Annotated in this window: 17 protein-coding genes; 14 read left to right on the top strand and 3 right to left on the bottom strand. The window is 67.2% G+C overall.

What is annotated here, in order from left to right:
- Nucleotides 1-26: 26 nt before the first annotated feature.
- The 3 genes from ABIB42_RS12010 to ABIB42_RS12000 all read right to left on the bottom strand — a co-directional run bounded on the left by ABIB42_RS12010 (nucleotide 27) and on the right by ABIB42_RS12000 (nucleotide 3,732).
- Nucleotides 27-203: a hypothetical protein gene (locus tag ABIB42_RS12010; RefSeq protein ID WP_177185564.1), complete on the bottom strand. Its 177-nt coding sequence runs from the start codon at nucleotides 201-203 to the stop codon at nucleotides 27-29.
- 66 nt (nucleotides 204-269) lie between these two features.
- Entirely contained in the window at nucleotides 270-431 is a 162-nt protein-coding gene (locus ABIB42_RS12005) for a hypothetical protein (protein ID WP_005669836.1), read from the bottom strand.
- Between the two features lie 298 nt (nucleotides 432-729).
- Nucleotides 730-3,732 carry a TonB-dependent receptor gene (locus ABIB42_RS12000; protein ID WP_429248408.1) on the bottom strand — a complete coding sequence of 1,001 codons (3,003 nt, stop codon included), beginning with the start codon at nucleotides 3,730-3,732 and terminating at the stop codon, nucleotides 730-732.
- Nucleotides 3,733-3,962: 230 nt separating this feature from the next.
- On the opposite strand from ABIB42_RS12000, the gene ABIB42_RS11995 reads away from it, so the two are divergent.
- The 14 genes from ABIB42_RS11995 to ABIB42_RS11930 all read left to right on the top strand — a co-directional run bounded on the left by ABIB42_RS11995 (nucleotide 3,963) and on the right by ABIB42_RS11930 (nucleotide 20,265).
- A complete protein-coding gene (locus tag ABIB42_RS11995) occupies nucleotides 3,963-4,922 on the top strand; it encodes an N-acetylmuramoyl-L-alanine amidase-like domain-containing protein (protein ID WP_429248407.1) in 960 nt (319 codons plus the stop codon).
- A gap of 393 nt (nucleotides 4,923-5,315) precedes the next feature.
- A complete protein-coding gene (locus ABIB42_RS11990; protein WP_429248406.1) occupies nucleotides 5,316-7,379 on the top strand; it encodes a polysaccharide biosynthesis protein in 2,064 nt (687 codons plus the stop codon).
- 86 nt (nucleotides 7,380-7,465) lie between these two features.
- Nucleotides 7,466-8,794, top strand: coding sequence for a nucleotide sugar dehydrogenase (locus ABIB42_RS11985; RefSeq protein WP_313633027.1), 1,329 nt, complete (start codon nucleotides 7,466-7,468; stop codon nucleotides 8,792-8,794).
- 60 nt (nucleotides 8,795-8,854) lie between these two features.
- Nucleotides 8,855-9,916 carry a Gfo/Idh/MocA family protein gene (locus ABIB42_RS11980; RefSeq protein WP_005669828.1) on the top strand — a complete coding sequence of 354 codons (1,062 nt, stop codon included), beginning with the start codon at nucleotides 8,855-8,857 and terminating at the stop codon, nucleotides 9,914-9,916.
- Nucleotides 9,917-9,918: 2 nt separating this feature from the next.
- Nucleotides 9,919-10,593, top strand: coding sequence for an acyltransferase (locus tag ABIB42_RS11975; RefSeq protein WP_273029295.1), 675 nt, complete (start codon nucleotides 9,919-9,921; stop codon nucleotides 10,591-10,593).
- Between the two features lie 3 nt (nucleotides 10,594-10,596).
- A complete protein-coding gene (locus tag ABIB42_RS11970) occupies nucleotides 10,597-11,823 on the top strand; it encodes a DegT/DnrJ/EryC1/StrS family aminotransferase (protein WP_429248405.1) in 1,227 nt (408 codons plus the stop codon).
- The gene (locus tag ABIB42_RS11965; protein WP_313633033.1) at nucleotides 11,820-13,067 is read left to right on the top strand and encodes a lipopolysaccharide biosynthesis protein; all 1,248 of its coding nucleotides are present in this window, start codon (nucleotides 11,820-11,822) and stop codon (nucleotides 13,065-13,067) included. Before ABIB42_RS11970 ends, ABIB42_RS11965 begins: the two co-directional genes overlap by 4 nt.
- A complete protein-coding gene (locus ABIB42_RS11960; protein WP_429248404.1) occupies nucleotides 13,064-14,452 on the top strand; it encodes a hypothetical protein in 1,389 nt (462 codons plus the stop codon). Before ABIB42_RS11965 ends, ABIB42_RS11960 begins: the two co-directional genes overlap by 4 nt.
- Complete coding sequence (locus ABIB42_RS11955) at nucleotides 14,358-15,551, top strand: glycosyltransferase (RefSeq protein ID WP_429248403.1); 1,194 nt, start codon at nucleotides 14,358-14,360, stop codon at nucleotides 15,549-15,551. The genes ABIB42_RS11960 and ABIB42_RS11955 overlap by 95 nt, the downstream gene beginning before the upstream one ends.
- 111 nt (nucleotides 15,552-15,662) lie before the next feature.
- Entirely contained in the window at nucleotides 15,663-16,376 is a 714-nt protein-coding gene (locus tag ABIB42_RS11950) for a hypothetical protein (protein ID WP_184237847.1), read from the top strand.
- Nucleotides 16,373-17,155, top strand: a complete 783-nt coding sequence (locus tag ABIB42_RS11945; protein WP_184237849.1) for a hypothetical protein — start codon at nucleotides 16,373-16,375, stop codon at nucleotides 17,153-17,155. Before ABIB42_RS11950 ends, ABIB42_RS11945 begins: the two co-directional genes overlap by 4 nt.
- A 20-nt stretch (nucleotides 17,156-17,175) precedes the next feature.
- Complete coding sequence (locus ABIB42_RS11940) at nucleotides 17,176-18,468, top strand: glycosyltransferase family 4 protein (RefSeq protein ID WP_040777862.1); 1,293 nt, start codon at nucleotides 17,176-17,178, stop codon at nucleotides 18,466-18,468.
- Nucleotides 18,461-19,678, top strand: coding sequence for a DegT/DnrJ/EryC1/StrS family aminotransferase (locus ABIB42_RS11935; protein WP_005669812.1), 1,218 nt, complete (start codon nucleotides 18,461-18,463; stop codon nucleotides 19,676-19,678). The genes ABIB42_RS11940 and ABIB42_RS11935 overlap by 8 nt, the downstream gene beginning before the upstream one ends.
- Entirely contained in the window at nucleotides 19,675-20,265 is a 591-nt protein-coding gene (locus ABIB42_RS11930; protein ID WP_005669810.1) for a sugar transferase, read from the top strand. Before ABIB42_RS11935 ends, ABIB42_RS11930 begins: the two co-directional genes overlap by 4 nt.
- Nucleotides 20,266-20,267 lie beyond the last annotated feature (2 nt).

Below are 20,267 nucleotides of genomic sequence, written 5' to 3'. Positions count from 1 at the left end.
GGGCCAAATAAGGCGTACGGGGTGGATCAGGCGGCCGTCTGCGCCTGCTCGCGCTGGGCCTGGCCTTTCGGCTGGTTGCGGTACTTGGCGCGGGCTTCAGCCTGGCGTACCGCTTCGCGCGCCACGTTGGCGCGCTTGATCTCGAGGCGTTCCTTCTTGCCGCGGTGCTGGGCGATGTGTTTGCTGCCGATCTTGCTGGTCATGGATGTCTCCTGTGGTGGGGCTGGGCGCCGCGTCCTCGCGGGACGTCGGCGCGGAAAAAGTGACATTCAGGAGCGGTTGGTGCCCAACTTGAGGTCGGCCGGCATCAGCATGCCCCAGCCAAGCTGGCGCCGGATTTCTTCCGGGGTCGGCGGCGGTTTCGGGTCGCGCGAGCGACGTTCGAGATAGGCGCGCACCAGGTGCTTGGGTGGATGCTTGACATCGTACATGGCAACCTCCGCTTCCGTTACGGGCCGCGCCTGCACCAGCGGCGGCGCGGCCCTGAAATTGGTGCCGATCCTCGAGGCGACCGGCTAACCTGTTGAGGTTTCGGATGGCAGCGAATCGAATCGCGCGTTCCTCACTCAGACAGGTGCATCTTATCGAAACCGCAGCCATTGCACCGTTAGGTGACGCACACTGTGCGCGTCAATACGGCCGAGCAGGCCATGTCATGCGCGCGGCGGGACCGTCACGCACGAAAAAAAAAGGGAAGCCGATGCTTCCCTTTTACCGTGCCCTGCCCGATCAGAACTTGTAGCGCAGGTTCAGGTAGTACTGGCGACCGCTGACATCCAACTTCTGCTGCTCTTCTTCGCTGTAGCGATACTGGGCGCGCTTGGCATTGGTCAGGTTGGTCGCGCTGAACGCGAGTTCCAGGTTCTTGGTGAAGTAGTAGTTGGCGGAGAACGCCAGCGTGGTCACCGCGTCGGCATAGGCCGGCGCGGTCGGCATCGCGATGCCGTTGATCACCGAGAGGCCCTGGCTGTTGGCGGTCGGCGACGGCGCGGTGGTGCTGTTCACGTACTCGCCACGGTAGTTCGCCACCAGGCGCGTCGACAGCTTGTCGTCTTCGTAGTACAGGCCGACGTTGCCGGTCCATTCGGATGCGCCCACCATCGGACGGCCGTCGTCGACCTTTGTCTTGGCGCGGCTGACGTTGGAGGTGAAGCCGAAATTGGTCTTGCCGAACGGCTGCTCGTACTGCAGCTCGATGCCGTTGATCCTGGCGCCCTGCTGCGAGGCCGTGTTGATGAAGAAGGTCTTCACGGTCTGGTCGCGCGGATCGAGCAGGTCGACGGTGGCGCTGCCGACCGCGCCGGTCTTCGGATAGCCGTCGATCGACGAGTGGAACACGCTCACCGCCACGATCGAACGCGGCGCGAAATACCACGACCACGACAGGTCGACGTTGTCCGAGGTTTGCGGCTCCATGTCCGGGTTCGGACCGGTCACGCGGCAGCCGTTGGCGTCGCAGCCCGGCGTGCCGAAGCCGCTGCCCAGCAGGTTGTAGTTCTGGCGGCCGATGGTGCGGCTGACGCCGAAGCGCGCCAGCATGTCGTTGCCCATGTCGTAGCGCAGGTTCATGCTCGGCAGCCAGTTGTCGAAGGTGCGCTTGGTCGGCGTCTTGTAGTACAGGATGCCGGCATTCGGATTGAACGGCACGCCGTCGAAGTAGGCGGTGGCGTCGCCGGCATCGGTGATCGCGCCCGGATAGGCGGCGCAGGTGATCGCCGGCTGGCCCGGCTCCACGCGCTGGCAGGCGCCGGACGGGATCGGGGTGGCGATGTTCGCCTTGACCTCGGTGCGGGTGAAGCGCACGCCGACGTCGCCCGACCAGCGCTCGCCTTCCAGGTTGGCCATCACGTAGGCCGCGCTCTGGCGCTCCTGCATGTCGATCTCGGAGTTCACGCGGCGTTCCCAGGCGTCGCTGGTGACCTTGGTATTGCTGGCGATGTAGTCCTTGATGCCTTCCGGGGTGTAGGTGAAGCCGGTGTTGTCCCAGCCGGCCGGGCCGTCGAGGTCCTTGCCGAAGTCGCCCGGGAATGCCTGCCAGCCGGTGAGCGGCGTCGGCGTGTTGGAGATCACGCGGCCGGTGACCGGGTCGAGCGTGATGCCGTTGCGGAAGGCGGGGCCGCGGCGGCCGCTGGTGCGCTTGTGATCGGCGAAGCGCACGCCGCTTGCCAGCGACTGCAGGAAACCGCGGTCGACGCGGTATTCGGCGTCGAACTGCGCGCTCCACTCCTTGTCGACGGTCTTGACGCCCGACGCGGCGCGGTCGACGATGGTGTAGCCGCTGCCGTCCGCGTTCAGGCCGGGCTGGTTGCTGCCGGCGTTATGGTACTGCACGAACGGCGCGTCGTGCAGGTCGCCCAGCGCGTACGAGATGCCGGTGCCGTAGCGCGCCAGGGTCAGGCCCTGGTCGAGCCGGGTCTGGCCGACGCCGCGGGTGGTCGACAGCAGGGTCTTGACGGTGAGGTCGTCGTTGACGCGGTACTTCGCGTCGAGGTCGAGGAAGGAGCTCTCGGCCTTGGCGCCGTCGCGGTAGAAGCCCTCCGAGTTGCCCACGTACTGGGGGCTGGTGCCGTCGGCGAAGACGATGTCGGCGGCCTTCAGCACCTTCAGCGGGTGGCCGTAGACGGTGGTTTCGTCGACGATGACCGGGTTGCGGATCTGGGCGAAGACCTGCTGGCCGTTGTGGCTGGTGTTGACGGCGGCGGCGGTGGTGCCGCCCAGCGGCGCGTTCTTACCGAGCAGCATGGAGTAGATGGCGCTCGACGTCAGGCGGCCGTGGTTGTTGGCCTCCATCGCGGAGTGGAAACCGGTCATGGTGACGTCGAGGTCGCGGTTCGGCTTGAACTGCAGCGACAGCATGCCGCCCTTGCGGTCACGCACGCCTTCCACGAATTCCGAGCTCATCGAACCCGGGAGGCGCACGCCGTTCAGGTCCGCCGCGGTATAGCCGGTGCCGGCCAGCGATTCGTCGGTGATGCCCTTCATGGTGCTGGTGTTGATCACGTCCCAGCCGCTGTTGGTGCCGTAGGCGAAGCGCGATACCGAGTCGCGCCGCACATGGCGTTTTTCCGCGAACAGCGCGGCCAGCACGCCGAAGGTGCCCGCCTCGTTCTTCCAGGTGACCGAACCGTTCATGTCCGGCGCGTAGCGGCCCGGCAGGTCGGCGTAGCTGGCGCCGACGCTGACCACGCCCGAGAAGCGCTCTTTCTGCGCCAGCGGCTTGCGGGTGCTGACGTTGATGGTGCCGGCCAGGCCGCCGTCGACGATGTTCGCCTGCGAGGTCTTGTACACGACCGCCTGCTGCAGCACGTGCGACGGCATCAGCGACAGGCTGGTCGAGCGCGAGCTCGAGGCCTGGTCGGCGACGTACCAGTCGGCGCTGCTGACCGCGTGGCCATTGAAGATGATCAGCGACATGTCCGGATTGGTGCCGCGCATCGACACCTTTTCCGCTTCGTCGTAGTCGGTGCGCACCGCCACGCCCGCCAGGCGCTGGAGGGAGTCCGCCAGGTTCTTGTCCGGCATCTTGCCCACGTCTTCGGCCGTGATCACCTCGACGTTGGCCGAAGCGTCCCGCTTGACCGACAGGGACTTGGCCAGCGAGGCACGGATGCCCGTCACTTCCACGGTCTGCATCGGCACCGGCGCTGCGGCTTCCTGGGCCATGGCCGGCAGGGCTGCGAGGCTCCAGACTGCCATCGATACGGCCGCTGCGAGCGGCTTCTGCTTGAACATGCTCTCTCTCCTGGGAATAGTGCTATCGTTATTACTTAAGGCAGGCTGAAGGCTGCCATGCTCGGAGTATTCATGTTCATTTCACCGGTGAATAATCACTTGTGTTCGCTTCTATATAACTTGAAGGAATGTACATAAATGGCGCCCTCCCCGGGGTTATGGCTGGGCGAAGAAATTTCATTACCCAAGCCGGGCGCACCAGATTAGCTTGACGTTTTTTCCCCACATTGATGAACGCCATGCGCCTTGCCTGCCTGCTGCTTGCCAGCGCCGTCCTGACCGGGTGCGCGACCGCGCCCGCCACCAAACCCATCCCGGGCGCGCCGCCGCCCACGCCCCTGTCGGCGCTGCTGCAAAAGCAGGTCTACCAGATGACGCCGTTCGAAGCCGGCCAGTACATCGCCCACATGCAGGGCGCCGAGCCGGACCTGCGCAAGCGTATCGCCGCGATCGGCCGCCAGAACATCGGCCAGCCCTACTCGCTGCACCTGCTGGGGGAATTCCCCTACGAGATCCACGACAGCCTGCCTTTGTACAGCCTGGCGCAAAGCGACTGCGTGGTGTTCGCCGAGCACACCTATGCGATGGCCTTGTCCGGCTCGTGGGAAGAGTTCTTCTGGATGCTGCAGCGGATCCGCTACCGCGACGGCGTGATCGGCGTGGCCACGCGCAACCACTACACCGAGATGGACTGGAACGTGGCCAACAGGTGGCTGGTGACCGACGTCAGCGGCGAGCTGGCCGGAGCGGGCGGCCCGTGGTACGACATGAAGGTCGACCGCACGCGCTTCCTGGCCACCCGCCACAACACGGTGCGCGACATCCCGGTCGAGACCAGCCGCCAGGCCTATGTGCCGAAGGAACAGGTGGCGGCCATCGCCAGCCAGTTGCAGGAAGGTGATTTCGTGAACGTGATCTCGACCCGCGACGGCGAGTACTGGGCCTCGCACGTGGGCCTGGTGGTGCTGGGACCGAACGGCGAGCGCCACTTCCTGCATTCGTCCGAACCGCAGGTGCGCGAGGAAACGTTCGAATCGTATATCGGGCGTACGCTCGAACGCCAGGAACGCAATGCGCGCGCGGGCAAGCGCGGCCAGGCGCTGGCCGGCTTCAAGTTCCTGCGCCTGAACGAACGGATCACGGCGCCGCCGATGGCGCCGCAGCCGCGTCCGGGGCGTCCCGCGGCCTGAGGCCCGGCCCCGGCCTGACAGCGTCGCCAGCGTTCCGGCCTGCCGGGTCGGGACGCCTTGTTGTTTCCGCCATTCCCGTCGGCATTCGCCGATCCCGCCCTTGCCTGAATACGCCAGATTAAATAAATAGCAGCTGGAAATTATTATTCAAGGCCATTTCTTATATTCACTTCTTCACTTCAACTTCTCTATTCACGCATTATATCCCTGACCGCTGTTGAGTGACCTCAAGCCTGCCATTCAATCGCAGACAGATAATAAGCTTATACACACAAAACCAATCGGCTCAGCCCTATTCAACACAGCACGTTATTCAAAACGACTGATCGTGCAGTAAACCACTATTTTGATTGCAGCAGCATGTCGTTCTCTTTCAGCGAGAAGCCGATTGCCATGTCAATTCAACGCCACACCCTGTCTCACCAGTTTTGCGCAAGAATCGTCTCCATGCATCGCACTGCGAAGGCCGCCCTGGCCATCGCGGTCGACCTGGTCGCGCTTCCCATGTGTTTTTTAATCGCAATGATATTGCGCGGTGGCGATTTACAGCTTGCAAAACAATTCAGCCCCGGCTCTTATTTACTGGTGGCGGTGCTGACGATTGCGGCTTTCTGGTTATCCGATTTATACCGGGCCGTCATCCGCTTTATCGACCATCGCCTGCTCACCCTCACCGGCCTGGCATTGGGCATTGCCATATTATGCGCCTATCTCACTTTGGTATTCCTCAATGAGGCGCGATTTCCGCGCAGCGCGCTGGCAATATATTGGTTCATCGCTTTTTCTTATGTCGTCATGTCGCGTATCGGCGTGCGCAAGCTGCTGCGCAGCAAGCGCGGCCCCTGCGCCGGCAAGGCGCTGGCGGTCGCCATCTACGGCGCCGGCGAGGCCGGCGCCCGGCTGGCCCAGACCATGCGCGACGGCGACGAATACCGCCCCCTGTGCTTCTTCGACGACAAGCACGCGCTGAACGAGCGCACCGTGGCCGGCCTGCGCGTGTTCCACACCTCGCGCCTGGTCGAGCTCGGCGCCGCGCTCGGCATCCGCACCATCGTCATCGCCCTGCCCGCCGCCGCGCCCGAGCGCCTGCGCGAACTGATGCAGCGCCTGGGCCAGGCCGGCGTGCCCACCAAGATCCTTACCCGGCTGGTCGACCTGGCCGACGACAAGGCCAGCGACAAGTCGGTCCTGCGCGACGCCATCCGCGAAATCAAGTTCGAAGACCTGCTCGGCCGGCCGCCGGTGCCGCCGCGGCTCGACCTGTTCGCACGCTGCGTGCGCGGCAAGGGGGTGCTGGTGACGGGCGCCGGCGGTTCCATCGGCAGCGAGCTGTGTCGCCAGATCGTCACCCTGAGCCCGGCGCGCCTGCACCTGATCGACCATTCCGAATACGCGCTGTACACCATCCGGCAAGAGCTGGCGGCGCGCTTTCCCGACCTGCCCATTCACGCCCACCTGGGCTCGGTCTGCAATGCCGACCTGGTCGAGCGCGTGCTGGCCGCCGGCGGCATCGACACCATCTACCATGCCGCCGCCTACAAGCACGTGCCACTGGTCGAGACCAATATCGTCGAAGGCCTGCGCAACAATGTGCTGGGAGCCCAGATCATCGCCGCCGGCGCGGCGCACCACGGCGTCCAGACCTGCGTGCTGATCTCCAGCGACAAGGCGGTGCGGCCGACCAATATCATGGGCGCCAGCAAGCGCATCGCCGAGCTGATCTTCCAGGCCGCCGCCGCCCGGGCCGCCGGTGGCTGCGCACCTGGCGATGGCGCCGGCACTGGGGCCGGCAATGGCGCCGCCAATGGCCCGACCCATGGGACAGGCAACCGGACGGGCACGACCTTCTGCATGGTCCGCTTCGGCAATGTGCTGGGTTCCTCGGGGTCGGTGATTCCCCTGTTCCAGCGCCAGATCACGCGTGGCGGGCCGGTGACGATCACCCATCCGGAGGTGTCGCGCTACTTCATGCTCATTCCCGAGGCGGCCCAGCTGGTGATCCAGGCCGGCGCCATGGCCAAGGGCGGCGACGTGTTCGTGCTCGACATGGGCGAACCGGTGCGCATCCTGGACCTGGCGCGCACCATGATCGCCATGCACGGCCTCACCGAGCGCACGCCCCAGCAGCCGCGCGGCGACATCGAGATCCAGTTCATCGGCTTGTTCCCGGGCGAAAAACTGCACGAAGAACTGCTCACCGACGGCACCGTCTTCCCGAGCGAGCACCCGCGCATCATGCGCATGAAGGAAAGCGCGCTGCGGCCCAATGTGCTCGAGACCTGCATCACCTGTCTCATGATGGCCTGCGAGACCCACGAGCGCGGCCCCATCGAGTCGATGGTCAAGGCGATCGTGTCCGAATACCTGCCATCGACGCCGGCGCCGTTGCCGCAGGCGCCCGCCGAGGAACCCGCGCCTGCCGGCCTGATCCGCAGGTTCGTGCCGTTCCGGATCTAGGGCCTGTCAGCGCCGCCGTCCAACGTCGTCACCTTCATATCGTTGCTGTCATACCTGCCGTCATACCGTCACTGTCGAGGAAACCCATGCGAGACGAGAACCAATCAATCCACCTGGAACAGCTGCTGGCCCGGCTGCGCGACCGCCATGCCGTGATCGGCATCATCGGCCTCGGCTACGTCGGCCTGCCGCTGGCGCTGCGCTACGCCGCCGAGGGCTTCCGCGTCCTCGGGATCGACGTCGACGCCGACAAGGTCGCGCGGCTCAACCGCGGCGGCAGCTATATCGCCCACATCGGCGCCCCCGCCATCGAAGCGGCGCGCGCCGCCGGCTTCATGGCCAGCACCGACTTCGCGCGCACGGGCGAGGCCGACGCCCTGATCATCTGTGTTCCGACCCCGCTCACCGCCTACCGCGAACCCGACCTGTCGTTCGTGATCGGCACCGTCGAATCCCTGCTGCCGCACATGCGTCCCGGCCAGCTGCTGTCGCTCGAGAGCACCACCTATCCCGGCACCACCGAGGAAGAGCTGCGCCCGCGCCTGGAGTCGCGCGGCCTGCGCGTCGGCCAGGACGTGTTCCTCGTGTTCTCGCCCGAGCGCGAAGACCCGGGCAATCCCGATTTCCATACCCGCACCATCCCCAAGGTATGCGGCGGCTCCACCAGTGCCTGCCTCGAAGCCGGGCTGGCCCTGTACCGCGCCGCGATCGACACGGTGGTGCCGGTCAGCTCGACCCGCGCGGCCGAACTGACCAAGCTCCTCGAGAACATCCACCGCGCCGTCAACATCGGCCTGGTCAACGAAATGAAGATCATCGCCGACCGCATGGGCATCGACATCCATGAAGTGATCCGCGCCGCCGCCACCAAGCCGTTCGGTTTCACCCCGTATTACCCCGGCCCCGGCCTGGGCGGGCATTGCATCCCGATCGATCCCTTCTATCTCACCTGGAAGGCGCGCCAGTATGGCCTGCACACCCGCTTCATCGAACTGGCCGGCGAGATCAACAGCGACATGCCGGGCTGGGTGGTCGGCAAGGTGGCCGACGCCCTCAACGAGCGCGGCCGCGCGGTGATGGGCAGCCGCATCCTGGTGCTGGGCATCTCCTACAAGAAGGACGTCGAAGACATGCGCGAATCGCCCTCTGTGGCGCTGATGGAGCTGCTGCGCGCGCGCGGCGCCGCGGTCGACTATTCCGATCCGCACGTCCCGGTCTTCCCGCGCATGCGCGAGCACCGCTTCGAACTGTCGAGCGTGCCCTTGAACCCTTCCTCGCTCGCGTCCTACGACGTCGTGCTGCTGGCCACCAGCCACAGCGCCTTCGACTACGACCTGGTGCGCCAGTACGCCAACCTGATCGTGGACACCCGAGGCGTCTACCCGAACCGGCTGCCGAACGTGGTGCAGGCCTGAGCGGCCGGCCGATCGTCCACGACCGACATCATCGATCCCACCGCCACGCCCGGAGCCCGCATGCGCCACTATCCTCCCCCCATCCTCGACCGCAAGATCCGCTTCGCCCTGGTCGGCTGCGGCCGCATCGCCCGCAACCACATGAACGCCATGCGCGAGCACGCCGACCGCTGCGAGCTGGCCGGCGTCTGCGACATCGACCCGCGCGCGCGCGAAGAAGCGGCCGGCATCACCGGCGCCCGCCCGTATGCCAGCCTCGACCGCATGCTGGCCGAGCTCGACGCCGACGCCTTCGTGCTCGCCACCCCGTCCGGGCTGCACCCGGGCCAGGCGATCCGCATCGCCGCGGCCGGCCGCCACGTGATCACCGAGAAGCCGATGGCCACGCGCTGGGAAGACGGCAAGCGCATGGTCGCCGCCGCCGACGAGGCCGGGGTGCGGCTGTTCGTGGTCAAGCAGAACCGCCGCAACGCCACCCTGCAGCTGCTCAAGCGCGCGGTCGACAAGAAGCGCTTCGGCCGCATCTACATGGTCAACCTCAATGTGTTCTGGACCCGCCCCGACGAGTACTACCGCAGCGCCGGCTGGCGCGGCACCTGGGAATTCGACGGCGGCGCCTTCATGAACCAGGCCAGCCACTACGTCGACCTGCTCGAATGGATCGTCGGCCCGATCGAAAGCCTGCAAGCCTATACCGCCACCCTGGCGCGCGACATCGAGGTCGAGGACACCGGGGTGATGAGCCTGCGCTGGCGCAATGGCGCGCTGGGCTCGATGAACGTCACCATGCTGACCTGGCCGCGCAACCTCGAAGGCTCGATCACCATCCTCGGCGAGCATGGCAGCGCGCGCATCGGCGGCGTCGCCGTCAACGAAGTCCAGCAATGGGAATTCGCGCAAGGCGATCCCGACGACGCCCTGGTGGCTGATGCCAGCTACCAGACCACCTCGGTCTATGGCTTCGGCCATCCGCTCTACTACGACAACGTGATCCGCGTGCTGCGCGGCGAGGCCGAGCCCGAGACCGACGGCCGCGAGGGCCTGAAGTCGCTCGAGGTGCTGGTCGCCGCCTACCGCTCGGCGCGCGACGGCCGCCGCGTCGCCCTGCCGCTGGAGTACTGACCATGGCCATCATCATCCATTCCAGCGCCATCGTCGACCGCGGCGCCCAGCTCGGCGACGACACCCACGTCTGGCATTTCGCCCACGTCTGCGCCGGCGCGCGCATCGGCGCCGCCTGCTCGCTGGGCCAGAACGTCTTCGTCGGCAACGACGTGAGCATCGGCAACGGGGTCAAGATCCAGAACAACGTCTCGATCTACGACGCCGTGACGCTCGAAGACGATGTCTTCTGCGGTCCCAGCATGGTGTTCACCAACGTCTACAACCCGCGCGCCGCGGTGCCGCGCAAGCACGAATACCGGCGCACCCTGGTGCGGCGCGGGGCCACCATCGGCGCCAACGCCACCGTCGTGTGCGGGGTGACGATCGGCCAGTACGCCTTCGTTGCCGCCGGCGCCGTGGTCAACCGCGACGTCGCGCCGCATGCGCTGGTGGCGGGCGTGCCGGCGCGCCAGATCGGCTGGGTCAGCCGTTCCGGCGACCGCCTGGCCCTGCCTTTGCGCGGCAACGGCGAAGCCCGCTGCCCGCTTTCCGGCGAATCCTACATTCTGCAAGACGGCGCCTGCAGCCCGGCCGACGGCCCGGCTGGCAGCCCGGCTGGCAGCCCGTCAGGCGCGCGCGACCTGACGGCCAGCGACCCGAATCCAAGCCCGAGCCAGAACGCCGCACGAGGATAATCCATGGAATTCATCGACCTGAAATCCCAGTATCTCGCCTCGCGCGAGCTGATCAACAGCCGCATCCAGGCCGTCCTCGACCACGGGCAGTACATCCTCGGCCCCGAAGTCGCCGAGCTCGAGGCGCGCCTGGCGGCCCGCACCGGCGCGCGCCACTGCATCACCGTGTCGTCCGGCACCGAGGCGCTCATCATCGCCTTGATGGCGCTCGGCATCAAGGCCGGCGACGAGGTGATCACCACCCCGTTCTCCTTCATCGCCGCGGCCGAAGCGGTGATGCTGGTGGGCGCCACCCCGGTGTTCGCCGACGTCGAAGCCGCCACCGGCAACATCGACGCGCGCCTGGTCGCCGAGCGGATCACGCCGCGCACGCGCGCCATCCTCCCGGTCTCGCTGTACGGCCAGCCGGCCGACATGGACGCCATCAACGCCATCGCCGAACCTTACGGCATCGCCGTCATCGAGGACGCCGCCCAGAGCTTCGGCGCGACCTACCGCGGGCGCCAGAGCTGCCACCTGTCCACGATCGGCTGCACCAGCTTCTTCCCCAGCAAGCCACTGGGCTGCTATGGCGACGGCGGCGCCCTGTTCACCGACGACGACACCCTGGCCCAGGCCATGCGCGAAATCCGTGTCCACGGCCAGTCGCACCGCTACGTGCACGCCCGGCTGGGCGTGGGCGGACGCATGGACACCCTGCAGTGCGCCGTGGTGCTGGCCAAGCTCGAACGCTTCGAATGGGAAGTCGGGCAGCGCCAGCGCGCCGCGGCCACCTACGACGCCCTGCTGCGCCACCATATTCCCGTCCTCGCCGTGCGCAACGACCGCAGCAGCGTCCACGCCCAGTACACCGTGCTGGTCGACGACCGCGAACGGGTGCGCGGCGAGCTTGCCGCCGCCGGCATCCCGACCGCCGTCCACTATCCGGTGCCGATCCACCGCCAGGCCGCCTATGCCCACCTGGCGCCGGACGCCTATCCGGTGGCCGAAGGACTGGCCCGGCGCGTCCTGAGCCTGCCGATGGGGCCGTTCCTCGACAACGCCGGCGTGCAGCGGGTGGCCATGGCCCTGCTCCAAGCCTGTCGCCAGACGGGCAGCGCGCTGCCGGCCGTCACGACGGACGCGGCGGCGTCCGCGCCGGCTGCCGCCGCCGTCGCCACCGCCTCAGCCACTGCCTCGGCCACTGCCTCGGCCTCCGCAACGACCGTTACGCCGGCCACGACTTCATGAGGCAACTGCCGCCATTCTGGCGTCACGTCGCCACCGTCCTCGGTGGCGCCCTCGGCGCCCAGGCCCTGCCGCTGCTGGCGGCGCCGCTGCTGACGCGCATGTGCACGCCGCAAGAGCTGGGCGCCTACAGCGTCTGGCTCGGCGTGATCGCGCTGTCGGCGATCGGCGCCACCCTGCGCATGGAGGCGGCGATGATCCTCGACCACGAAGAACAGCACCAGCGCACCTGCTTCCGGGTCGTGTTCTACAGCGCCACCATCGCCGCATTGCTGCTGACCCTGGTCGCCACCGCGGCGCGGCTGGCCGGCTTCGAACCGGCCCTGCACCTGCCATGGGCGGCCCTGCTCACCATCGGCGCCGGCGCCTGGCTGATCGCCTGCATGCAGACCACGCTCGCCTACGCCACCTCGCACAACGCCTTCGGCAAGGCGGCGCGCGCCAAGGTGGTGGCGGCCGCCGTCATCGTCCTCACCCAGCTCACGCTGCTGTACGCCGGCCTTGGCGGGTCCGGCCTGATCGCCGGCCACCTGTGCGGCCTGCTGGCCGGCTACCTGTACGCGCGCCGCCTGCTGCGTCCGCCGCGCGCGCCCATCGCCTGCCTGCCCGATCCCGACCAGCGCGCCTACCTGCGGCGTCACCAGGCCTTCTGGCGCTACTCGCTGCCGTCCAACCTGCTCAACGGCGCCGTCAGCCAGTTGCCGCTGTTCCTGATCGGGATGCGCCACGGCGCGCTGGCCGCCGGCCTCTACGCGCTCACCCAGCGCGTGCTGTCGGCGCCGGTGTCGCTGCTGGCGGCCTCGGTGCTCGAAGTCTTCAAGCGCGAATCGGTGCTCGAATTCCGCGAGCACGGCAATTGCAGCCGCACCTACCGCCATACCTTCAAGGCGCTGCTGGTGATGGGCATCGGCCCGGCGCTGCTGCTGATGGCTTTCGCCCCGACCCTGTTCGCCACCGTGTTCGGTCCCTCCTGGCGCGAGGCGGGCGAGCTGGCGCAGCTGATGGCGCCGCTGTTCCTGCTGAACTTCGTCGCCAGTCCGCTGAGCTATGTGTTCTTCGTGGCCGGCCGCCAGAAGGCCGACCTGCTGTGGCAGGTGACGCTGTTCGCCACCACCCTCGGCGCCTTCCTGCTGCCGGGCAGCGTGCACGAGAACGTGCTGTGGTACGTGATCGGCTACTCGTGCCTCTACCTGGTCTATTTGCACATGTCCTGGAACTGCTCGCGCAACGGGCTGGCCGCCGCATGAATCCCTCGTCCACGCCGCATCTTGCGCCGCCTGTCGCTCCGCCTTCGGCGCCGCCTTCGGCCCTGCATGCCGGCGGCGCGGCCGATACCTGGCAGCAAGCGCTACTGCGCGACCCCGCCCGGCAGCGCGGCGCGGCGCGCGCCCGGCGCGAGCAATGGCTGATGATCGCCTGCTTCTTCATGCTGTTCCCGGGCTTCTTCTTCTACCATACCCTGCTCGGCACCGGCACCACCGGCGCCTTCCTGGGCGGTTACTTCGCCCCGGTGGCGCTGGCCTTTGCCGGCCCGATGTGCCTGGTCTACCTTGCCCGCATGCGGCGCGATGCCAAGCGCCTGACCCTGGTCGACGTCCATTACGGCGTCTTCTTCGCCTACTTCATCGGCGTGGTGGTGGTCAATGCGGCGGCCGGCGCCAACCGCGCCATCGTGGCCTACCACATGCTGGCCATCCTGTTCATGGTGCTGGTCTACCTGCAGTTCTGCTTCATCGACTTCGACAGCCGCCGCTTCCGCGTCGTTGGCCTGCTCAGCCTGGCGGGGATGTCGACCATCGTGTTCTCGTACTCGGTCGACGGCGTGTTCTACCTCGGGGCGCTCGGCATCGCCAAGGATGCCAATTCGCTCGCCACCTACCAGGGTTTCTCGCGCTCCTACCTGTTTACCTACCTCGCGGTGGTCACCTTCACGCGCAACCTGCCGCTGCGCCTGGTCCTGCATGCCGTGGGCGCGGCCACCCTGTTCGTCAACACCGCGCGCAGCGAGTTCGTGGCCCTCCTGTTCGCGATTCCCCTGATCGAATTCTATTATTCGCGCCACAAGCTGTACTTCGTGCTGGCCGGCGTGTGCATCGCCGCCGCCATCGGCCTCTACCTCGACCAGATCCTGGCCTCCCTGCCCTCGAACCGCATCCTCGAACTGTTCGACCTGTCGCACTCGACCTCGGCCAACAAGCGCCAACAATTGACCGTGCATGCGGTGCAATCGATCGCCGCCCATCCCATCCTGGGCGACTATGGCAGCTACAAGCCCGGCCACTACTCGCACAACGTGCTGTCGGCCTGGGTCGACCTGGGCCTGTTCGGCATGCTCTACGTGGCCGCGCTCGCCATCGTCCCGATCACGCCGATGTTCTTCCACGAGTATTTCGCCGCGCGCCGGCGCCCGCTGTTCCTGCTGGCCTTCGCTTTCGCCTGCGTGACCGTGCTGTTGCTGCTGTCGTCCCATTACTTCACCGATATGCTGCTCAGCGCCACCCTCGGCGCCTGCAGCCGCTATGCCTACGAGAGGAAACATGCCGCGCATCGTTCACCTGACCTCGGCGCACCCGCGCTACGACACCAGGATCTTCGTCAAGCAATGCCGAACGCTGGCCAGCCACGGTCATGAGGTGATCCTGGTGGTGGCCGACGGCCTGGGCGACGAGCTGCGCGACGGGGTTCGGATCGTCGACGCCGGAAAACGCGCCGGCGGGCCATCCGGACGCCGTCCAGGCGCCGTCGTGGGACGCCGTCCAGGCGCCCTCGTGGGACGCCTGGACCGCATGCTGTGGACCACGCGCCGGGTCGCGGCGCGCGCGCTGGCGTTCGATGCCGATGCCTACCAGTTGCACGACCCGGAACTGCTGCCGGCCGGCCTGCGCCTGCGGCGCGCCGGCATGCGCGTCGTGTTCGATGCCCACGAGGACGTGCCGACCCAGTTGCTCGACAAACCCTACCTGGCACATAGCGTCGCCCGCGCGATCGCGGGCCTGTACGCGCGCTATGAACGCTACGCCTGCAGCCGCCTCGACGGCCTGCTGGCCGCCACGCCCCCCATCCGCGAGCGGCTGGCGCACTGCAATGCGCAAACGATCGACGTCGCCAACTATCCGCTGCCCGAAGAATTCTCTCCCGAGCGCAGCTGGGATGCGCGCACCGATATCTGCTACGTCGGCAGCATCTCGGCGATCCGCGGGATCCGCGAGATGGTGCAGGCCTGCGCCCTGCTGCGCACCCCGGTCCGGCTGGCCCTGGCCGGCGGCTTCGCCGACCCGGCGCTTGCGCGCGACGTGGCGCTGCTGCCGGGCTGGGCCCGCGTCCGCGCGCTCGGCCACCTCGACCGCGCCGGCGTGGGCCGGGTCATGGAAAACGCGTTCGCCGGCCTGGTCACCCTGCTGCCGACCGCGAGCTACCGCGATGCGCTGCCGGTCAAGATGTTCGAATACATGGCGGCCGGCATCCCCGTGATCGCGTCGGACTTCCCGCGCTGGCGCGCCATCGTCGAGGCCAGCGATTGCGGCCTGTGCGTCGATCCGCGCGATCCGGCCGCGATCGCCGCCGCCATCGACCGCCTGGCGCAAGACCCAGCGCTGGCGCGGCGCCTGGGCGCGAATGGCCGACGTGCCGTCGAGCAGACCTATAACTGGAAAAACGAGGCGCAGAAGCTGGTGCGATTTTATGCCGACCTGACCCGGCATCCATTGGCACACCGCCTGGAGCTGACCTAGCAACCAGCACTGAACTTCCAAAAATACATGAGATGGCATAAATGAATTCATGCTGCGCCGGTGCCCATCATTTAATCGGTTTCAAGGAATTGCACGGCAATCCACCTTATCGTGTATTGCAGACTTATAGGTGAGAATATGTTCTTGCAACACTACAATACATTTATTCAAGCGATTAGTTTGCCGGTAGCAAAACTCTGCTTTCACGAGCATATCGATCCGGCGGATATCCGCACCACCTACCGCGCATTTACCCGGCCGCATCCGCGCTTTCGCATCATTCGCGCCAAGACCGTCGGCGCGGCGCTGATCGACCTGTCGCGCTTTGCCGACCGCCATGCCTACCATGAGCAGATCAAGGCCAAGAACCACGGCGGCTATCACGCGAAACGGGCACGCAACCGCGGCTACCGTTTCGTCGACATCGACCGCAACGATTATATCGACGACATCCACGCCATCAATACTTCGCTCGATACGCGGCAAGGCCGGCCAATGGACCATAAATATACCGAGAAATGCGAGGCATTCGACACGCTGCCGCATTTCCGCCATCACGGCATTCTCGATCCACAGGGAAAACTGGTCGCATATGCGAGCCTGGGCATCTATGGCAATTTCGCCGCCTTTTCGCAAATGCTGGGCTATCGCAATAACCACGGCATCATGCACCTGCTGCTGGTGGAAACCATCAGCCGCCTGATCGACGAACAGCAAGTGCGCTACGTCATGTACGACACTTTCTTCGGCGCCCAGCCCGGCCTCAAGACATTCAAGACCATCCTGGGCTTCCAGCCCTACCGTGCGCAGTATTCGCTGCAATGAAGACGTTCATCAACCGGGTGTATGCCGACTACCTGATGCCCAGCCGCCTCGGCGAGTACGCGGCGCTGCTGCAGGCGGCGAACGACGCCGGTTACGCACAGGTATCGGTACGCAGCTTCTTCCGCAACCTGAACCGCCAGGAGGCGCCGCGCAAGACGCTGGTGCACCGCCATGACATCGACAGCGACCTGCGCACGGCCAAGAAGATGTTCGCGCTCGAGGCGCGCCACGGGGTACGGGCCAGCTATTACTTCCGCCTGTGCACCCTCGACTACGGCTTCATGCGCGAGATCGAAGCGGCCGGCAGCGAAGCCAGCTACCACTACGAAGAGGTCGCCGATTTCGCCAAGCGCCACCGCATCCGCAAGGGTGACGAGCTGCGCCTGCGCTTTCCCGAGATCCGCGAGCTGTTCGCGCGCAATATCGGCCAGATCGCCTCGCGCCTGGGCGCGCCGCTGGCCACCGTGGCCAGCCACGGCGACTTCGCCAACCGCCGCCTGAACGTGATCAACCACGAGCTGCTGCGCGATCGCGCGCTGCGCACCCGCTGCGGCATCGAATGCGAATCCTACGACGCCGAATTGCTGCGCGGCTTCGACCTGTACATCAGCGACCGCAAGCATCCCGTCTACTACACGCCGATGTCGCCCTTCGCCGCCCTCGGCCACTACGAACGCATCTGCATGCTCACCCACCCGGTGCAATGGGAGACCAACTGGATCGAGAACACCCGCTGCAACTGGCGCCGGCTGGTCGAAGAAATGGCGTGGCGCATATGACGAGCATGACGCATCTGCATATGAATATTCTGCTCATCAACCACTACGCCGGCTCGGTCCACCACGGCATGGAGTACCGCCCCTATTACCTGGCGCGCGAATGGGTACGCGCCGGGCACCGGGTGCACATCGTGGCCGCCTCGCATTCGCACCTGCGCCGCCAGGGTCCCGCCATGGCCGGCCGCGCCCGTCTGAGCGAGGACATCGACGGCATCCACTACACCTGGCTGCGCACCCCTGCCTACGCCGGCAACGGCGCCGGCCGCGTGCGCAATATGCTGGCCTTCGTGACGCGCCTGTGGCGCGAGGCGCCGCGCCTGGCGCAGACCTTCGCGCCGCAAGCCGTGATCGCCTCCAGCACCTATCCGCTCGATATCTGGCCCGCGCACCGGATCGCCCGCCTGGCGGGAGCGCGCCTGCTGCACGAAGTGCACGACCTGTGGCCGCTGTCGCCGATGGAACTGGGCGGCCATTCGCGCCACCACCCGTTCATCATGCTGCTCCAGGCGGCCGAGAACCACGCCTGCCGCCACGCCGACGCCATCGTCTCGATCCTGCCCCGGGTACGCGAACACCTGGAGGCGCGCGGCATGGCGCCGCACAAGCTGCACCTGATCCCGAACGGCGTCGATCCGGACGAATGGCCGGCCGCCGGCACGCCGCCACATGCGGATGCGCCATCCCGCTGGCCCGATCCATTGCCGCCCGCCGCCGTCCCCATCCTTGCCCTGCTCGGCAGGCTGCATGCCGAGGGACGATTGATCATCGGCTATGCCGGCAGCCACGGCCTGGCCAATGCGCTCGACACCCTGCTCGACGCCGCCCACCTGCTGCGCCAGCGGCCGCTGTCCTTCGTCCTGGTCGGCGCCGGGCCCGAGAAGGAGCGGCTGCGGCGCCAGGCGCGCTCGCTGGGGCTCGACCACGTCCACTTCGTCGATCCGGTCCCGAAGCGCGCCATCCCGGCCCTGCTGGCGCGCTTCGACATCGCCTTCCTCGGGTGGCGGCGCCAGCCGCTGTACCGCTTCGGCATCGCCCCCAACAAGCTCCTGGATTACATGATGGCGGGCTGCCCGGTCCTGCATGCGGTCGAGGCCGGCAACGATCCGGTGGCGGAAACCGGCTGCGGCGTCAGCGTGGCGCCCGACGATCCGTCCGCCCTGGCCGAGGGACTGGCGCGCCTGATGGCGCTCGATCCACGCACGCGCCGCGCGCTGGGCGAGCGCGGCCGGCGCCATGTTCTGGACCAGCTGAGCTATCCAGTCCTGGCCCGACGCTTCCTTGCCGTACTCGCACAGGAGACCCACCATGCCTGACCACACCGCATCCGCTTCCGCTGCCGACACTTTCCTGCCCTTCGCCCTGCCCGACATCGGCGAAGAAGAGATCCGCGCGGTCGAAGCCTGCCTGCGCTCGGGCTGGGTCACCACCGGGCCCGTCACGCGGCGCTTCGAAACGGCCTTTCGCGACTACCTCGGCGGCGAGGTCGAGGCGATCGCCGTCAATTCCGCCACCGCCGGCCTGCACCTGGCGCTGGAAGCGGCCGGCGTCGGGCCGGACGACGAAGTCATCGTGCCGACCCTGACCTTCACCGCCAGCGCCGAGGTCGTGCGCTACCTCGGCGCCCGGCCGGTGTTCGTCGATGCCGACCCGCACACCCTCAACCTGGACCCGGCCGCGGTGGCCGCCGCGATCACGCCGCGCACGCGCGCCATCGTGGCCGTGCACTTCGCCGGGATGGCGGCCGACATGGACGCCATCGGCCGCCTCGCGCGCCGCCACGGCCTGCGCGTGATCGAAGATGCCGCCCATGCCTTCCCCACGCGCCACCGCGGCCGGCTGGTGGGCACGCTCGACAGCGACGTGACGGTGTTCAGCTTCTATGCCAACAAGACCATGACCACCGGCGAGGGCGGGATGGTCGTCACGCGCGACCCGCGCCTGGCCGAACGGATCCGCTGCATGCGCCTGCATGGCATCAGCCGCGACGCCTTCGACCGCTACACCGCGCGCACACCATCGTGGTACTACGAGGTGGTCGCCGCCGGCTTCAAGTACAACCTGACCGATATCGCGTCCGCGATCGGCATCGAGCAGCTGCGCAAGATCGACCGCTTCCAGCAGCGCCGCACCGCACTGGCCGAGCGCTACGACGCGGCGCTGGCCGGGCTGCCCTTGACCCTGCCGGCGCGCCCGGCGCCGGGTTCCGGCTCGACCCACGCCTGGCACCTGTACGTGGTGCGCCTGGACCGCGCGGCGGCGGATGGCGCGGACAGCGCGAGCACGGCGCAGCGTGAACGCGACGCGCTGATCGCCAACCTGGCCGAACGCGGCATCGGCACCAGCGTGCACTTCATCCCGCTGCACCGCCAGCCCTACTGGCGCGGCAGTTGCGGCCTGCGCGCGGCCGACTTCCCGGTCGCCGAGGCCGCCTTCGGGGCGATGCTGTCCCTGCCGCTGTACACCCGCATGGGCGATGCCGACCAGCAGCGGGTGATCGCGGCGCTGCACGATCTGCTGTCATGAGCAAGCGCCTGTTCGACCTGGCGGCGTCGCTGGCGGGATTGCTGCTGCTGTCGCCCTTGCTGCTCGCGATCGCCTTGTGGATCAAATGGGATTCGCCGGGCCCGGTGTTGTATCGCCAGCAGCGCGTCGGGCGCGGCGCGAGCTTGTTTACGATCTATAAATTCCGCACCATGCACCAGAGACTGGACGGCGGTCCCGAACTCACGGTCGGCGCCGACCCGCGCATCACCCATGCCGGCGCCGTGCTGCGCCGCTACAAGCTGGACGAGCTGCCGCAGCTGTTCAACGTCGTCAATGGAAGCATGAGCCTGGTCGGGCCGCGGCCCGAAGTGCCGCGCTACGTGGCCCACTATCCGGAGCCGCTGCGCCGCATCGTGCTGTCGGTCGCACCCGGCATCACCGACTGGGCCTCGATCCTCTACAAGGACGAGAACGCGGTGCTGGCGCGCGCCGGCGACCCGGAACGCGCCTATATCGACACCGTGCTGCCGGCCAAGCTGCACTACTACGTGCGCTACGTGCGCGAACGGACGTTCTGGATCGACATGAAGATCATCCTGCGCACGCTGGCCGCGATCGTTCGCTGAAC

The sequence above is a fragment of the Massilia sp. UYP32 genome, assembly GCF_050434365.1.
Taxonomy (GTDB): Bacteria; Pseudomonadota; Gammaproteobacteria; order Burkholderiales; family Burkholderiaceae_D; genus Telluria; species Telluria timonae.
The sequence above is the reverse complement of the archived record's forward strand: the minus strand, read 5'-3'. Positions and strand labels throughout refer to the sequence as shown.

What these genes read in the sequence shown, in the direction of transcription:
- ABIB42_RS11995 (WP_429248407.1), top strand. Translation starts at nt 3,963, where the DNA reads ATGAACGCCATGCGCCTTGCCTGCCTGCTGCTTGCCAGCGCCGTCCTG.
- ABIB42_RS11955 (WP_429248403.1), top strand. Translation starts at nt 14,358, where the DNA reads ATGCCGCGCATCGTTCACCTGACCTCGGCGCACCCGCGCTACGACACC.
- ABIB42_RS11965 (WP_313633033.1), top strand. Translation starts at nt 11,820, where the DNA reads ATGAGGCAACTGCCGCCATTCTGGCGTCACGTCGCCACCGTCCTCGGT.
- ABIB42_RS11980 (WP_005669828.1), top strand. Translation starts at nt 8,855, where the DNA reads ATGCGCCACTATCCTCCCCCCATCCTCGACCGCAAGATCCGCTTCGCC.
- ABIB42_RS11945 (WP_184237849.1), top strand. Translation starts at nt 16,373, where the DNA reads ATGAAGACGTTCATCAACCGGGTGTATGCCGACTACCTGATGCCCAGC.
- ABIB42_RS11970 (WP_429248405.1), top strand. Translation starts at nt 10,597, where the DNA reads ATGGAATTCATCGACCTGAAATCCCAGTATCTCGCCTCGCGCGAGCTG.
- ABIB42_RS11935 (WP_005669812.1), top strand. Translation starts at nt 18,461, where the DNA reads ATGCCTGACCACACCGCATCCGCTTCCGCTGCCGACACTTTCCTGCCC.
- ABIB42_RS11930 (WP_005669810.1), top strand. Translation starts at nt 19,675, where the DNA reads ATGAGCAAGCGCCTGTTCGACCTGGCGGCGTCGCTGGCGGGATTGCTG.
- ABIB42_RS11990 (WP_429248406.1), top strand. Translation starts at nt 5,316, where the DNA reads ATGTCAATTCAACGCCACACCCTGTCTCACCAGTTTTGCGCAAGAATC.
- ABIB42_RS11960 (WP_429248404.1), top strand. Translation starts at nt 13,064, where the DNA reads ATGAATCCCTCGTCCACGCCGCATCTTGCGCCGCCTGTCGCTCCGCCT.
- ABIB42_RS12005 (WP_005669836.1), bottom strand. Translation starts at nt 431, where the DNA reads ATGTACGATGTCAAGCATCCACCCAAGCACCTGGTGCGCGCCTATCTC.
- ABIB42_RS12010 (WP_177185564.1), bottom strand. Translation starts at nt 203, where the DNA reads ATGACCAGCAAGATCGGCAGCAAACACATCGCCCAGCACCGCGGCAAG.
- ABIB42_RS11940 (WP_040777862.1), top strand. Translation starts at nt 17,176, where the DNA reads ATGAATATTCTGCTCATCAACCACTACGCCGGCTCGGTCCACCACGGC.
- ABIB42_RS11975 (WP_273029295.1), top strand. Translation starts at nt 9,919, where the DNA reads ATGGCCATCATCATCCATTCCAGCGCCATCGTCGACCGCGGCGCCCAG.
- ABIB42_RS12000 (WP_429248408.1), bottom strand. Translation starts at nt 3,732, where the DNA reads ATGTTCAAGCAGAAGCCGCTCGCAGCGGCCGTATCGATGGCAGTCTGG.
- ABIB42_RS11985 (WP_313633027.1), top strand. Translation starts at nt 7,466, where the DNA reads ATGCGAGACGAGAACCAATCAATCCACCTGGAACAGCTGCTGGCCCGG.